General features: G+C 72.7%; 15 protein-coding genes, 1 pseudogene and 1 riboswitch. Of the genes and pseudogenes, 6 read left to right on the forward strand and 10 right to left on the reverse strand.

Going from position 1 to position 14,338, the window contains the following annotated elements:
- Positions 1 to 53 (reverse strand): annotated as a pseudogene (locus tag AB0C84_RS27930) (hypothetical protein); the annotation flags it as partial.
- A 28-nt stretch (positions 54 to 81) separates the two neighbouring features.
- Complete coding sequence (locus AB0C84_RS27935) at positions 82 to 1,458, reverse strand: cation:dicarboxylase symporter family transporter (protein WP_361072142.1); 1,377 nt, start codon at positions 1,456 to 1,458, stop codon at positions 82 to 84.
- 305 nt (positions 1,459 to 1,763) lie between these two features.
- Here AB0C84_RS27935 and AB0C84_RS27940 point away from each other — a divergent pair, with 305 nt between their 5' ends.
- The 5 genes from AB0C84_RS27940 (at position 1,764) to AB0C84_RS27960 (ending at position 6,367) form a co-directional block, all read left to right on the forward strand.
- The gene (locus AB0C84_RS27940; RefSeq protein WP_361072145.1) at positions 1,764 to 3,458 is read left to right on the forward strand and encodes a sensor histidine kinase; all 1,695 of its coding nucleotides are present in this window, start codon (positions 1,764 to 1,766) and stop codon (positions 3,456 to 3,458) included.
- Entirely contained in the window at positions 3,455 to 4,126 is a 672-nt protein-coding gene (locus AB0C84_RS27945; RefSeq protein ID WP_361072148.1) for a response regulator, read from the forward strand. The genes AB0C84_RS27940 and AB0C84_RS27945 overlap by 4 nt, the downstream gene beginning before the upstream one ends.
- A gap of 48 nt (positions 4,127 to 4,174) precedes the next feature.
- The gene (locus AB0C84_RS27950) at positions 4,175 to 4,336 is read left to right on the forward strand and encodes a hypothetical protein (RefSeq protein WP_179278653.1); all 162 of its coding nucleotides are present in this window, start codon (positions 4,175 to 4,177) and stop codon (positions 4,334 to 4,336) included.
- Between the two features lie 377 nt (positions 4,337 to 4,713).
- Entirely contained in the window at positions 4,714 to 5,877 is a 1,164-nt protein-coding gene (locus tag AB0C84_RS27955; RefSeq protein WP_361072151.1) for a thiolase family protein, read from the forward strand.
- 46 nt (positions 5,878 to 5,923) lie between these two features.
- Complete coding sequence (locus tag AB0C84_RS27960; RefSeq protein ID WP_179846493.1) at positions 5,924 to 6,367, forward strand: helix-turn-helix domain-containing protein; 444 nt, start codon at positions 5,924 to 5,926, stop codon at positions 6,365 to 6,367.
- A 58-nt stretch (positions 6,368 to 6,425) separates the two neighbouring features.
- On the opposite strand, the gene AB0C84_RS27965 is transcribed toward AB0C84_RS27960, so the two are convergent.
- The 4 genes from AB0C84_RS27965 to AB0C84_RS27980 all read right to left on the reverse strand — a co-directional run bounded on the left by AB0C84_RS27965 (position 6,426) and on the right by AB0C84_RS27980 (position 8,901).
- Positions 6,426 to 7,046, reverse strand: coding sequence for a LysE family translocator (locus AB0C84_RS27965; protein ID WP_361072155.1), 621 nt, complete (start codon positions 7,044 to 7,046; stop codon positions 6,426 to 6,428).
- 75 nt (positions 7,047 to 7,121) lie between these two features.
- A complete protein-coding gene (locus tag AB0C84_RS27970; protein ID WP_361072158.1) occupies positions 7,122 to 7,493 on the reverse strand; it encodes a MerR family transcriptional regulator in 372 nt (123 codons plus the stop codon).
- Between the two features lie 47 nt (positions 7,494 to 7,540).
- Entirely contained in the window at positions 7,541 to 8,290 is a 750-nt protein-coding gene (locus AB0C84_RS27975; RefSeq protein WP_361072161.1) for an SDR family oxidoreductase, read from the reverse strand.
- A 35-nt stretch (positions 8,291 to 8,325) separates the two neighbouring features.
- The gene (locus AB0C84_RS27980; protein ID WP_361072164.1) at positions 8,326 to 8,901 is read right to left on the reverse strand and encodes a TetR/AcrR family transcriptional regulator; all 576 of its coding nucleotides are present in this window, start codon (positions 8,899 to 8,901) and stop codon (positions 8,326 to 8,328) included.
- Between the two features lie 89 nt (positions 8,902 to 8,990).
- Here AB0C84_RS27980 and AB0C84_RS27985 point away from each other — a divergent pair, with 89 nt between their 5' ends.
- Positions 8,991 to 9,452, forward strand: coding sequence for a nuclear transport factor 2 family protein (locus AB0C84_RS27985; protein ID WP_361072167.1), 462 nt, complete (start codon positions 8,991 to 8,993; stop codon positions 9,450 to 9,452).
- A gap of 9 nt (positions 9,453 to 9,461) precedes the next feature.
- On the opposite strand, the gene AB0C84_RS27990 is transcribed toward AB0C84_RS27985, so the two are convergent.
- From AB0C84_RS27990 to gcvT, 4 genes are all read right to left on the reverse strand, one after another.
- A complete protein-coding gene (locus AB0C84_RS27990) occupies positions 9,462 to 10,835 on the reverse strand; it encodes an L-serine ammonia-lyase (RefSeq protein ID WP_258941794.1) in 1,374 nt (457 codons plus the stop codon).
- 70 nt (positions 10,836 to 10,905) lie between these two features.
- A complete protein-coding gene (gene glyA, locus AB0C84_RS27995; RefSeq protein ID WP_258941795.1) occupies positions 10,906 to 12,162 on the reverse strand; it encodes a serine hydroxymethyltransferase in 1,257 nt (418 codons plus the stop codon).
- Complete coding sequence (gene gcvH / locus AB0C84_RS28000) at positions 12,159 to 12,548, reverse strand: glycine cleavage system protein GcvH (protein ID WP_179846499.1); 390 nt, start codon at positions 12,546 to 12,548, stop codon at positions 12,159 to 12,161. Before gcvH ends, glyA begins: the two co-directional genes overlap by 4 nt.
- Positions 12,549 to 12,620: 72 nt before the next feature.
- Entirely contained in the window at positions 12,621 to 13,715 is a 1,095-nt protein-coding gene (gcvT, locus tag AB0C84_RS28005) for a glycine cleavage system aminomethyltransferase GcvT (protein WP_361072171.1), read from the reverse strand.
- A gap of 167 nt (positions 13,716 to 13,882) precedes the next feature.
- A riboswitch (glycine riboswitch) is annotated at positions 13,883 to 13,978 on the reverse strand.
- Positions 13,979 to 14,338: the final 360 nt, after the last annotated feature.

Below are 14,338 nucleotides of genomic sequence, written 5' to 3' on the forward strand. Positions count from 1 at the left end.
CGAACCAGAACCCGCCCCGACACGGCGGCTAGCTCCACACACTCACCGCCCGTCCCGCCGCTGTAGCTGCTCTTACGCCACTCAGCCGATCGCGGGCGCGCCCCCGGCGGCGGGCACCGGCGGCCCCTCCCGCGTCCCGGACGGCTCGGCGGCGGGGCCGTGGTCGTCCAGCAGGGTGTCCTCGTTGAACGGGTCCTCGCCGGCGAGGACGCGGCGGGCCCGCTCGGCGTCGAACTCCTTCGTCCACGTGCCGATGACCACGGTGGCGACGGCGTTGCCCGCGAAGTTCGTCAGCGCGCGGGCCTCGGACATGAACCGGTCGATGCCGACGATGAACCCCACCCCGTCCACCAGCGCGGGCTTGTGCGACTGGAGGCCGCCCGCGAGGGTCGCCAGGCCGGCGCCGGTGACGCCCGCCGCGCCCTTCGACGCGACGATCATGAAGAGCAGCAGCGGGATCTGCGCGCCGACCGACAGCGGCCGGTCCTGGGCGGACGCGATGAACAGCGTCGCCATCGTCAGGTAGATCGCGGTGCCGTCGAGGTTGAAGGAGTACCCGGTCGGCACGGTGATGCCGACGACGGGGCGGCTCACCCCGAGGTGCTCCATCTTGGCGATCAGCCGCGGCAGCGCCGACTCCGACGACGACGTCGACAGGATCAGCAGGAACTCGCGGGCCAGGTAGCGCAGCAGGGCGAACACGCTGATCCGGCTGACCGCCCACAGCACCGCGCCGAGCACCGCGAACACGAACACCGCGCACGTCGCGTAGAAGCCCAGCATGATCACCGCGAGGCTCTTCAGCGCGTCCCAGCCGCTCGACCCGACCACCGCCGCGATCGCGCCGAACGCCCCCACCGGCGCCGCCCACATGATCATCCAGAGGATGCGGAACACCAGCCTCTGCAGGTGCTCGATGCCCCGCAGGATCGGCGCGCCCACCGGGCCGAGCCCCTGGAGCGCGAAGCCGGTCAGCAGCGCGACCAGCAGCGCCTGCAGCACCTGGCCCTCGGTCAGCGCCGACACCAGCGTGTCCGGGATGATGCCGAGCAGGAAGTCGGTGGTGCCCTCGCCCCCCTCGGCCTGCGACTTCGCCTCGGCGACCGACGAGGGGTCCAGGTGCAGCCCGGCGCCCGGGTGCAGCAGGTTCCCGACCACCAGCCCGATGGCGAGGGCCAGCGTCGACATCACCAGGAAGTAGGCGATGGTGACCAGGCCGATCCGGCCGACCTCGGCCGCCCTGGCGACCGAGCCGATGCCGAGCACGATCGTGCAGAAGATGATCGGCGAGATCATCATCTTGATCAGGTTGACGAACGCGGTGCCGATCGGTTTCAGTTCCTGCGCGAAGTCCGGCGCGAGCAGCCCGACCACCGCGCCCGCCACCACGGCGGCGACGACGGCGAGGTACAGGTAGTGGACGCGGTTGCGGGAGGGCTCGGAGGCGGGCGGGGTCACGGGGGACCTCCTCGGCTCAGGACCCCGGCCTCGGTGCGAGGGGCGGCGCCCGCCCGGTCCGGTCGGATCCGCGGGCGGGCCGCCGCCCCGCGGCGGCGCCCATCCTCCGGCCGGGGCCGGAGCATGCACACCGTGGGCGCCGCACTGGAGGTGAGCTCGCAGGTCAGGCGGGGGCTGGGGGTCTGTCCGCACATGAGTGTGCGCGGTTCTGTGACCGGGGTCACCCTTGTGTACATTTCGTTCACGGCACGGTGCGATGCGGTGACACCGAGACGCGGTGGGGCCGAGGCGGGAGGGGGGACGGAGTGCGTCCTCGATGGACGGCGCCGGGCCGCTGGAGCCTGGCCCGGCAGCTGCTCGCGCTCCAGGCGGCGGTCCTCGGGCTCCTCGTGGCGGCGGGCGCGGCGCTGGCCTTCCTGGACTCCGGCCGCGCCGTCGACGACAGCGCGACCCAGACGGTGTCGGCGGTCGCGGTGAGCATCGCCGACGCCCCGACCGTCCGCGCCGCGCTCGCCGACCCGGCGCCGAGCCGCCTGCTGCAGCCCTACGCCGAGCGCGTCCGGCACGACACCGGGGTCGACTTCATCACGATCATGAGTCCGGCGGGGATCCGCTACACGCATCCGAACCCGTCGCGCATCGGCGGGACCTTCGTCGGCAACACCGCCCCCGCGCTCGCCGGCCGGACGTTCACCGAGACCTACACCGGCACGCTCGGACCGTCCGTGCGCACCGTCGCCCCCGTCTTCGGCGACGACCACCGCGTGGTCGCCCTGGTCGCGGTCGGCATCACGGTCAAGGCGATCTCGGCCGAGCTGCGCCGGCGCCTGGTGGCCCTGGGCGCCGTCGCCGCGGCCGTCCTCGCCGTCGGGATGGCCGGCAGCTACCTCGTCTCCGCCCGCCTCCGCCGCCAGACCCGGGGCGTCGCCCCGGGCGAGCTGCGCGGCATGTTCGAGTACTACGAGGCGATCCTGCACGCCGTCCGCGAAGGCCTCCTCATCCTCGACCGCAATGGCCGCATCGTGCTCTGCAACGACGCCGCCAGGCACCTGCTCGACCTGGACGCCGGGCCGTCCGGTGCGGCCGGCGGGGACGCGGCGCCGTCCCGGGCGCCCGCCGGGGAGCCGCACGGGCGCGACGTCGCGGACCTCGGGTTGCCGGAGGAGCTGGTGGAGACGCTGGTGTCGGCCGTGCCGCGGTCGGACGAGATCCACGTGGGGGACACGCGGGTCCTCGTGGTGAACACCTCACCCGTCCGGTCGCGGGACCGGGTGATGGGCAACGTCGTCACCCTGAGGGACCACACCGAGCTCCAGGCGCTGGCAGGCGAGCTGGACACGGTGCGCGGGTTCGCCGAGTCGCTGCGCTCGCAGGCGCACGAGGCCGCGAACCGCCTGCACACGGTGGTGTCGCTGGTGGAGCTGGGCCGTTCCGAGCAGGCCGTGGAGTTCGCGACCGCCGAGCTGGCGAGCGCGCAGCGGCTCACCGACCGGGTCGTCGGCTCGGTCGGCGAGCCCGTGCTGGCCGCGCTGCTGCTCGGCAAGTCCGCCGAGGCGGGGGAGCGCGGCGTGGAGCTCGTGATCGGCGAGGACACCGTGATCGAGGGCGCGGTCGAGCCGCGCGACCTGGTGACCATTCTCGGCAACCTCATCGACAACGCGGTCGACGCGGCGATCGAGGGCGCCGCCGACCGGCCGCCGCGCGTCGGCGTCAGTGCCCGCGAGGAGGACGGGGCGCTCGTGCTGGAGGTGTCCGACAGCGGGCCGGGCGTGGACCCGTCCGCCGTGCCCGCGATGTTCCGGCGCGGCTGGACGACGAAGGCGTCCGGCGGCCCGGTCGGGCACGGCCTCGGCCTCGCCCTGGTCGGCCAGGCCGTCCGCCGCAACGGCGGTGACGTGCGGGTGAGCGCGAGCGGCTCCGGCCGCGGCGCGGTGTTCACGGTCCGGCTGCCCCTGGCGGCGCGAGCGGCCGGGTCCCGGCGCGGGGACGGTGAAGCGTGATCAGAGTGCTGGTGGTCGAGGACGACCCGGTGGCGGCGGAGGCGCACCGGACCTACGTCGAGCGGGTCGCCGGGTTCACCGTCGCCGGGGTCGTGCACTCGGGGGCGGACGCGCTGCGGTTCTGCGAGCGGACGCAGGTCGACGTCGTCCTGCTGGACTTCTACCTGCCGGACACGCACGGCCTCACCGTCTGCCGCGCGCTGCGCGCCGGGGGACGGGACGTGGACGTGATCGCCGTGACGTCCGCGCGGGATCTCGCGGTGATCCGCACCGCCGTGGCGGTCGGCATCGTCCAGTACCTGCTGAAGCCGTTCACGTTCGCGTCGCTGCGCGACAAGCTCGTCCGGTACGCGCGGTTCCGGGAGCAGACGGTGGGCTCGGGGGAGGTCAGCGGGCAGGCGGACGTGGACGGGATGCTCGCCACCCTGCGCACCCCCGACCACCACGCGCTGCCCAAGGGGATGAGCGGCGAGACGCTCCAGGCCGTGACCGACGTGCTGGCGTCGTCCGCCGACGGACTGTCCGCCGCGGCCGCCGCCGACCTCACCGGCGTCTCCCGGGTCACCGCGCGCCGGTATCTGGAGTACCTGGCGGAGAACGGGCTGGCCGAGCGCCGCCCCCACTACGGCCAGGTCGGCCGCCCGGAGGTGCGCTTCTATCCCCGCTAGACGGGGTACTTATGGACCGACAGTTGGAACGACATCGGGGGAGTTGTCGTGAACGACAAGCCTGGCAAGCCCGGGAAGCCCACGGGCAAGGCGGAGTCCGAACCGGAGCGCGAGAAGCGGCCGCGCCGCGGCGAGGAGGCCACGGGCAAGGGGCCGAAGCGCAAACCGGGCGACGCCGCGCGCAAGATGCGGGAGATGTACAAGGGCTAGACGGTCGCGTCGGGTCGGCGGCCCCGATGCTTGACGGCGGCTTGAGTTCCCATTTTGGGTCTATGTCGGCTTGTGGGGCTAATGTCCAAAGGGAACGCGACGTCGAGGAGATCAGGAGGCACGCTTGTCCGACCGACGACATTCGGGCGGCTCCACCGAGGGGCTCTTCGACGCATGGAGGGTACAGACGGACAACGGCATGGGCCCCTCCCGCTGAGCGGCCCGAAGACCCGGGGGTCGTGGCGATCTGCTACGGCCCCCGGGTTTTCGCCTGCTTAGTTGTGTAATCCAACTCACCTTCGCGGTGGATTGTGCTCCCCGGTTCGCCGAGCGGATACTTCCGGAGTGAGTTGGAAAACGCAACGGAGGTGGGTTCCATGCGCGACGCGGTGATCGTGGAGGCCGTGCGCACGCCGCTCGGCAAGGGCAGGGCCGGCGGCGCCCTGCACGGCGACCACCCGGCCGACCTGCTGGCCCGGACGCTGGCGTCCCTGGTCGAGCGGGCGGGCATCGACCCGGCGGACGTGGACGACGTGATCGGCGGCGTCGTCACCCAGGCGGGCGACCAGGCGCTCAACCTCACCCGCACCGCCGTCCTCGCCGCCGGGTTCCCCGAGAGCGTCCCCGCCATGACGGTCGACCGGCAGTGCGGCTCGTCCCAGCAGGCCCTGCACATCGCGGCGCAGGGCGTGCAGAGCGGCGCCTACGACATCGCCATCGCGTGCGGGGTCGAGTCGATGTCGCGGGTCCCGATGGGATCGAGCGTCCTGCCGGGCAGCGATCCGTTCGGGACGCTGCTCCCCGACCGCTACCCGGGCGGGCTCGTCGGCCAGGGCATCAGCGCCGAGCTGATCGCCGCCCGCTGGGACCTGTCGCGGGAGGAACTCGACGCCTACGCCTTCGAGTCCCACCGCCGCGCCGCCGAGGCGTGGAAGAACGGCGAGTTCGACCGGGAGGTCGCCTGGACGGGCCAGCGGGACGAGACCGTCCGCCCGGGGACGTCGCCGGAGGCCCTCGCCGCCCTGAAGCCCGCCTACCACGACGAGCGGACGGCCGAGCGTTTCCCCGAGATCGGCTGGAAGATCACCGCGGGCAACGCCTCCCCGGTCAACGACGGCGCCGCCGCCGTCCTGGTCATGGGCGCCGACGTCGCCGCGCGGCTCGGCCTGCGCCCGCGCGCCCGCTTCCACGCCTTCGCCGTGACCGGCGACGACCCCCTGCTGATGCTCACCGCGATCATCCCCGCGACCGCGCGGGTGCTGGAGCGCGGCGGCCTCACGCTGGACGACATCGAGCTGTTCGAGGTGAACGAGGCGTTCGCCCCGGTCGTCCTGGCGTGGGCGCGCGAGACCGGCGCCGACCTCGCCCGCGTCAACGTGCGCGGCGGCGCGATCGCCATCGGCCACCCGCTCGGCGCGAGCGGCGCCCGCCTCATGACGACGCTGCTGCACGCCCTGGAGGACCGCGGCGGCCGGTTCGGCCTGCAGACGATGTGCGAGGCGGGCGGGCTGGCCAACGCCACCATCGTGGAGCGGCTCTGACGCGCCTTGCCCAGGCCACTTCGAGACAGGCTCTAGGCTTCCCGGTATGCCGAAGGACGCCGATCCGCGCGAGTGCTCGATCGCCGACACCCTGGACCTGGTCGGCGAGCGCTGGAGCCTCCTGGCGATCCGGGAGCTGAGCTACGGGGTGCGGCGGTTCGACCAGATCGTCCGCAACACCGGCGCGTCCCGCGACATCCTCACCGCCCGCCTCCGCAAGCTGGAGGCGAACGGCATCATCAGCCGCGAGCGCTACAGCGACCACCCGGTGCGCTACGAGTACCGCCTCACCCCCGCGGGCATGGAGCTGTGCGACGTGCTGCTCGTGCTGATGGCCTGGGGCGACCGGCATCTGCACCCGGACGACCCGCCCGTCAGCTGGCGCCACTCCTGCGGCGAGGCCGTCAGCCCCCAGGTCGTCTGCCGCCACTGCGGCGGCGAGGCCCGCCGCGGCGCCCACTCCCCGACCGGCCGCGGCGCCCGCCCCTGACCCCGCCCGCTACCGGCGGGGCGGGGGTGTGGCGGTGCGGGGGTGTGGCGGTGCGGTGTCAGCGCTCGGCGGCCAGGCGGATGCCGAGGCCGATGAACAGCGTGCCCACGGTGGCGTTGAGTCGCCGGCGGGCGGTGTGCCGGCGGCGCAGCCAGTCTCCGATGCGTCCGGCGAGGACGCCGACCGTGCCGTCCACGAGGAACTCCAGCGCGATCAGGACGGCGCCGAGGATCGCGAACTGCGCCCACACGTGCCCGAGCCCGGGATCGATGAACTGGGGCAGGAACGCGATGGTGAAGGTGACCATCTTCGGGTTCAGCAGGTTGGTCAGCAGCCCGTTGAGATACGCCCGCCGCCCCGAGACCCCCGCCGGCGCCGCGTCCACGTCCCTGCGGTGCCGCAGGGTCTGCACGCCCAGAAAGATCAGGTAGGCGGCCCCGGCGACCCGGACCACCGTGAACGCGACCGGCACCGCCGCGAAGAGCGCGGCCAGCCCCGCCGCCGCCACGGCGACGTGGACGGCCTCGCTCGTCGCGACCCCGGCCGTGGCGAGCAGCCCCGCCCGCGGCCCGCCGCGCATGCCGCACCCGAGGACGAACAGCATGTCGGGACCGGGGATCACCATGGCGATGACGGAGGTCACGAAGAACAGCGCGAGCAGGTGCGGATCGATCGGCATGCGGTGATCCTCACACGGTTCCGGGGAGCGGCGGAACCGGATATTCCAGGCGGGACACCCGCCGGCGGGCGCGCGTCAGCGGGCCGGCGCGGGGCGGCGGCCGGCCGCCTTGGCGAGAGCGGTGGCCAGGTGGTCGCGGGCCCTGGTCTGGGCGGCTATGCGGGCGTCGAGGACGGCGAGGCGGTCGCGGGCGATCCGGAGGCCCCGCTCGGACGGGGGCGAGGCCGCCACGTCGCCGTCCAGGCAGACCGAGAACGCGCGCACGTCGTCGAGCGTGAGGCCGACGGCGAGCAACTCCCGGATGTTGCGGACCCGCACGGCCGTGCTCCCGTCGTAGATCCGGTACCCGTTGTCCGCCCGCCGGGACGTGATCAGCCCCGCCTCCTCGTAGTGCCGCAGCGCGCGCGGCGTCGTCCCGGTGATCCGCGCCAGCTCGCCGATCCGCACCGCCACCACCTCCGCCCCCGGTTCTACCAGGCGGCGGGCCCGCCGGCTCAGGCGACCACCGCCCCTCCGTCCACCGCGAGGACGGCCCCGGTGACGAACGAGGCGTCCGGCGATGCCAGGCGCGTGATCGCCCATGCGACCTCCTCGGGACGCCCGACGCGGCCGAGCGGGGTGTGCTCGATCTGCCACCGCCTCAACGCCGCCAGCCGCTCGGCGGACAGGCCCTGGTGCGCGCCGATCGGGGTGGCGATCGCACCGGGCGCCACGGCGGCCACCCGGATGCCGCGCGGCGCGAGCTCCAGCGCCCAGCTGCGCGTGAGCGTCTCCAGCGCCGCCTTGGTGGCGGCGTAGAACGCGTTGCCCGGCCAGCCCCGCTGCCCGACGGACGTGCTGACGTTGACGACGACCCCGCCGCCGTCCAGCGCGGGCAGCGCCGCCTGGGTCAGCAGGACGGGCGCCACCAGGTTCGTCGCGAGCTGCGGCGCGATCGCCTCCGGGGTGAGCGTCTCCAGGGTTCCGCTCTGGACGATCGCCGCGTTGTTGACCAGCACGTCCAGCCGCCCGTGCGCGTCCGTCACCCTGCGCACGATCTCTTCGGCGGCGCCGTCGCCGGTGATGTCGGCGGCGAGGGGCTCGATCCGGGGGTGTCCCTGCGCGGTCTCGGCCAGTGGTTCGGGCCGCCGCCCGACGGCCACGACCCGGGCGCTCTCGGCCGCGAACATGCGGGCCGTGGCCCGTCCGATGCCGGTTCCCGCGCCGGTGACCAGAACGACCCTGTCGTGTGAGTTCGTCTCCATGGCGCCAGCGTGCAACCCTGCCGCCAACGGCAGGGTCAACCCCGGGCGTTCCGGCCCAGGAGGAGTTCGGCGCCGGTGCGGGCACGGGCGGCGGCGGTGGGGTCGCCGTGGATTCCGGCGACCACGATGGCGCCCTCGGCGAGCAGGTAGACGGATTCGGCGGCGGACGCGTCGACGGAGGACAGCAGGGCGACGACCTGGTCGTGGAAGGCCCGCTTGTGGGCTCGGGCCGCGTCGGCGACCGCCGGGGAGGACGAGCCGAGCTCGCCGTAGGCGTTGACCCAGGCGCAGCCGCGGAAGCCGGGCTCGGCGAACCACGCGCCGAGCCAGTCGAACAGGGCGAGGACGCGCCGCCGGGGGTCGGGCTCGGCGTCCAGGTGGGCGGCCAGGCTCCCGCGCCAGCGGCGGTCGCGGCGGTCCAGCATCGCGACGACGAGGGCCTCCTTCGTCGGGAAGAGCCGGTAGATGCGCTTGAGCGGCAGGCCGGAGGCGGTCCGCAGCTCGTCCATGCCCACCGCCTGGACGCCCTGCCGGTAGAAGAGGCGCTCGGCGACGTCCAGCAGCCCCTGGCGGTCCCGGTCCTGCTGCTCCTCGGTGATCGCGGCCGGCATCGGCGCTCCTGACTTGACGTTGAGAACGATCGTTCCCTACCTTAGCGACAGTGATGGAGAACGCTCGTTCTCAACCTGAGGAGGCCGCCGTGCCCGAGGACCGCCCGCCCTACCCGCCGTTCACCATGGAGACCGCCAGGCAGAAGGTCCAGGCGGCCGAGGACGCGTGGAACACCCGCGACCCGCACCGGGTGGCGCTCGCCTACACGCCCGACTCGGTCTGGCGGAACCGGGACAGGTTCGTCACCGGACGGGAGGAGATCATCGCCTTCCTCACCGCGAAATGGGAGCGGGAGCTCGACTACGCCCTGCGCAAGAGCCTGTGGGGCTTCCGCGAGAACCGCATGGCCGTCCGCTTCCAGTACGAGTGGCACGACGCCGGCGGGCAGTGGTGGCGCAGCTACGGCAACGAACTGTGGGAGTTCGACGAGCGCGGCCTGATGCGACGGCGGGAGGCGAGCATCAACGACGTCGCGATCGGCGAGGCCGACCGCCGCATCCACGGCCCGCGCCCCGAGCACGAGCACGGCCTCGACATCCCGCTCCGGTAGCGCCGGAACTCAGCACTCGATGACGTTGACGGCGAGGCCGCCGCGCGAGGTCTCCTTGTACTTGTCGAGCATGTCGCGGCCGGTGTCGCGCATGGTCTTGATGGCCTTGTCGAGCGAGACGAAGTGGCGGCCGTCGCCGCGCAGCGAGATCCGGGCGGCGCTGATGGCCTTCACGGCGCCGACGGCGTTGCGCTCGATGCAGGGGACCTGCACCAGGCCGCCGACGGGGTCGCAGGTCAGGCCGAGATTGTGCTCGATCCCGATCTCCGCGGCGTTCTCCACCTGCTCCGGGGTGCCGCCGAGGACCTCGGTGAGCCCGGCGGCGGCCATCGAGCAGGCCGAACCGACCTCGCCCTGGCAGCCCACCTCGGCGCCGGAGATCGAGGCGTTCTGCTTGAACAGCACGCCGATCGCCCCCGCGGTCAGCAGGAACCGCACCACGCCCTCGTCGTCCCGGCCCGGGATGAACCGGTCGTAGTAGTGCAGGACGGCCGGGATGATGCCCGCGGCGCCGTTGGTCGGCGCGGTGACGATGCGCCCGCCCGCGGCGTTCTCCTCGTTGACGGCGAGCGCGAACAAGGTGATCCAGTCCATCGCGTGGAGCGGATCGGACGCCTTCTCGACCGAGAGCTGGCGGTGCAGCTGGGGAGCGCGGCGGCGCACCTTGAGCCCGCCCGGCAGGAGACCCTCACGGGTGCAGCCCCGGGAGACGCAGGCGCGCATGACGTCCCAGAGTTCGAGCAGCCCGTCGTGGATCTCGGCGGCGCCGCGGCCGAACGCCTTCTCGTTCTCCAGCATCAGCGCCGAGATCGACAGGCCCGTCTCCCGGCAGCGTTCGAGCAGCTCGGCGGCCGTGTCGAACGGGTACGGCAGGACGGTGTCGTCGGGCTTGATGCGGTCGGCACCGGTGGCGTTCTCGTCCAGGATGAAGCCGCCGCCCACCGAGTAGTACACCTTGGCGCGCAGCTCCTCGCCCGAGGCGTCCAGAGCCGTGAAGCGCATCCCGTTCGGGTGGCCGGGCAGCGACTCCTTGCGCTCGAACACCAGGTGCTCGTTGACCACGAACGGGACGTCGTGGTCGCCGAACAGGCGCAGGGCCCCGCGCTCGCGGATCGCGGCGAGCCGCTCGTCCACCCGGTCGACGTCGACGAGCTCCGGCTTGTCGCCTTCCAGACCGAGGATGACGGCCTTGTCGGAACCGTGGCCCTTGCCGGTGAGGCCGAGCGACCCGTAGAGGGTCACGGCGACGGAAGCGGTCTTCTCCAGCAGCCCGTCACTCTGGAGGCCCCGCGCGAACCGGTGCGCCGCCGCCATCGGCCCGCCCGTGTGGGACGACGACGGACCGATACCGATCTTGAAAAGGTCGAAAACGCTGATGGCCATAGCTACCTCGTTGTAGCCGCGCCCCCTCCCCCGGAGGGGAACCCCGGCCGGGGGAGGAGGCGCCGGAACGTCACAGGTTCGGGTACAGGGGATGCCTGTCGGCCAGCGCCTTCACCCGGGCCGCGAGCGCGTCCCGGTCGAAGGACGGCTGCAGCGCCAGCGCGATCACGTCCGCGACCTCGGCGAAGTCCTCGGCGGTGAAACCGCGGGTCGCCAGGGCCGGGGTGCCGATGCGCAGACCGGAGGTCACCATCGGCGGACGCGGGTCGTTCGGCACCGCGTTGCGGTTGACCGTGATGCCGATGTCGTGCAGGCGGTCCTCGGCGTCCCGCCCGGTGAGCTCGGAGTCCACCAGGTCGACCAGCACGAGGTGGACGTCCGTCCCACCGGTCAGCACCTTCACACCGGCCTTGGCGGAGTCCTCGGCGAGCAGCCGCTCGGCGAGCAGCTTCGCGCCCTCCACCGTCGCCGCCTGCCGGGCCCGGAACTCCTCCGACCCGGCGATCTTCAGGGCGACGGCCTTCGCCGCGATCACGTGCTCCAGCGGGCCGCCCTGCATCCCGGGGAACACCGCCGAGTTGATCTTCTTGCCGTACTCCTCGCGGGCGAGGATCAGCCCGCCGCGGGGGCCGCCGAGCGTCTTGTGCGTCGTGGTCGTCACGATGTCGGCGTGCGGGACGGGCGACGGGTGCAGCCCCGCCGCGACCAGGCCCGCGAAATGCGCCATGTCGACCATGAGCAGCGCCCCGACCGAGTCGGCGATCCGCCGGAACGCGGCGAAGTCGAGCTGCCGCGGGTACGCCGACCAGCCCGCCACGATCATCTTCGGCCGGTGCTCGGCCGCGAGCGAGGCGACCTCGTCCATGTCGACCAGGCCGTCCTCGGCGCGGACGTGGTACGGCACCACGTTCAGCACCTTGCCGGAGTAGTTCAGCCGCATCCCGTGCGTGAGATGCCCGCCGTGCGCGAGGTCGAGGCCGAGGATCGTGTCGCCGTGCTGGAGCAGCGCGAAGTACACCGCCGTGTTGGCCTGCGCCCCGCTGTGCGGCTGGACGTTCGCGTGCTCGGCACCGAACAGCGCCTTCGCCCGGTCGATGGCGAGCTGCTCGGTGACGTCGACGAACTCGCAGCCGCCGTAGTAGCGGCGCCCCGGATACCCCTCGGCGTACTTGTTCGTCAGGACCGACCCCTGCGCCTCCAGCACCGAGACGGGCGCGAAGTTCTCCGACGCGATCATCTCCAGGGTGCCCTGCTGGCGCCGCAGCTCCGCCGCGACGGCCTCGGCGACCTCCGGATCGGCCGTCGCGAGGGAGTCGTTCAGGCTCATGCTTCCTCGATCAGCTTGTCGTAGGCGGCGGAGTCGAGCAGGTCGCCCGGCTCCTCCGAGATCCGCACCTTGAAGATCCAGCCCTCGCCGTACGGGTCGTCGTTGATGACCTTCGGCTCGTCCACCACCGCGGTGTTCACCGCGGTGATCTCGCCGCTGACGGGGGAGTAGAGGTCGCTGACCGACTTGGTCGACTCCACCTCGCCGCACGGCTCGCCCGCCTCGACGGCGTCGCCCTCCGACGGCTGCAACTCGATGTAGACGATCTCGCCGAGGGCGTCGGCGGCGTGCGCGGTGATGCCGACCGTGACGATGCCGTCCTCGCCACCGAGGCCCGACACCCACTCGTGCTCCTCGCTGTAGCGGAGCTCCTCCGGAACGCTCACGATCACTTCTCTCTTTCCACTGTGGGGGCGCGCCCCACACCGCCGGACAACTTGTTCAGGAACGCTTGCAGATCAGGGACGCTTGTAGAACGGCAGGGCCACCACGTCCACCGGCTCCTGCCGGCCGCGGACGTCCACGGCGAGGCCCGCCTCCTCGACGCCGCTGTCGAGATACGCCATGGCGATCGGCGTGCCCAGTGTGGGCGACGGGGCGCCGCTCGTCACGATTCCGCACGGCGCGCCGCCGGACGTGACCACCTGGTACCCCTTGCGGGGCGCGCGACGCCCCCGCGCGACCAGTCCCACGAGCCTACGGCCCGGCGGGGTCTGCGCCTGCGCCGCCAGAGCCGACTTCCCCACGAAATCGCCTGCCTTGTCCAGCTTCACGACCCGGCCGAGGCCCGCCTCGAACGGCGTCGTCTCCGCCGTCAACTCGTTCCCGTACAGCGGCATCCCCGCCTCCAGGCGCAACGTGTCACGAGCCGACAACCCCGCCGGGACGACCCCCTCCACCGCCGCGAGCGCCCGCCACAACCCCACCGCGTCGGACGCGTCCACGAACAGCTCGAACCCGTCCTCGCCCGTGTACCCGGTGCGCGCGACCAGCGCGTCCACACCCGCGACCCGCCCCGCCAGGATCGCGTAGTACTTCAGGTCCCCCAGCGGCGCGTCCGTGAACCCCTCGAGGATCCCCTGAGAACGCGGCCCCTGCAGCGCGATCAGCGCGTACGAGTCGGACCGGTCGTCCACCGCGGCCTCGAACCCCGCGGCGCGCTCCACCAGCGCCTCCCGGACCACGGCGGCGTTCGCGGCGTTCGCCACCACCATCCACGTCTCGTCCGCGAGCCGGTAGACGATCAGGTCGTCCAGGACGCCGCCGTCGTGCCCGCAGATCATCGTGTAGCGGGCCTTCCCCACCGGCATCGGCGACAGGTTGCCGACCAGCGCGAAGTCCAGCGCGGCCCCCGCGCCCGGCCCCGAGAGGAAGATCTCCCCCATGTGCGACAGGTCGAACAGCCCCGCACCCGTGCGGACGGCCTGGTGCTCGGCGGTCTCGCTCGCGTAGCGCAGCGGCATCAGATAGCCCGCGAAGTCGACGAGATTCGCGCCGAGGTCCTCATGGACGTCGTGCAGCGGCGTCTTCTTCGCGGTCGGATCGGCGGACATGGGATCGGCTCCTTCGTCACGGGCGCGCGTGGTCCATCGTCCCACTCGCGCACCGGGCGTATCGGTGCCTCCCCCTCTGTCATCGGCGCCTGAGAGCTTCACCCGCCGCAACGCGGCCGGCTTTCACCTTCGGCGGGGGACCGGAGTCCCCGCTTTCCAGAGGTCGCCTGGCCCGTGCGGTCCATGGGCCTGAGAGGTTCCGGGGAGGATTTGCTCCTTCGGCGTCCCCCACCGGCTGCGAGGGACTCTCCCGCACGGGATCATCAGCTGTCGCAGAAGGCTAGCAGTGTTTATTGCGTTTCCCCAGGGTCGGGGCCCTGGGGGCCCCGACCCTGGGGAAACGCGTGCGATCGCTGCATCGCTCCGGCTCGCCTTGCGGCTCGCTTCGCGATCAGATCCTTGCTTCGCTCGGATCTGCCTTCGGACGCGATCGCGAGTGTCGAGGTTGTCGCGGGGCTGAGCCGGCGGCTGAGGTGGCTTCGTTAGACGGTGCTGCTGGGTGCGCCTGTCTCGGTCTTTTCTTGTGCGGGTCGTCTCGACTGTTGCGCTCCTTGTTGGTGTTGCGGTCTTCCCCGCTTCGGCTCGGGACGATGGCTGGGGTTCCTGTCGCCTTCGGCGTTGTG

It is taken from the genome of Actinomadura sp. NPDC048955 (genome assembly GCF_040649435.1).
Classification (GTDB): Bacteria; Actinomycetota; Actinomycetes; order Streptosporangiales; family Streptosporangiaceae; genus Spirillospora; species Spirillospora luteofluorescens.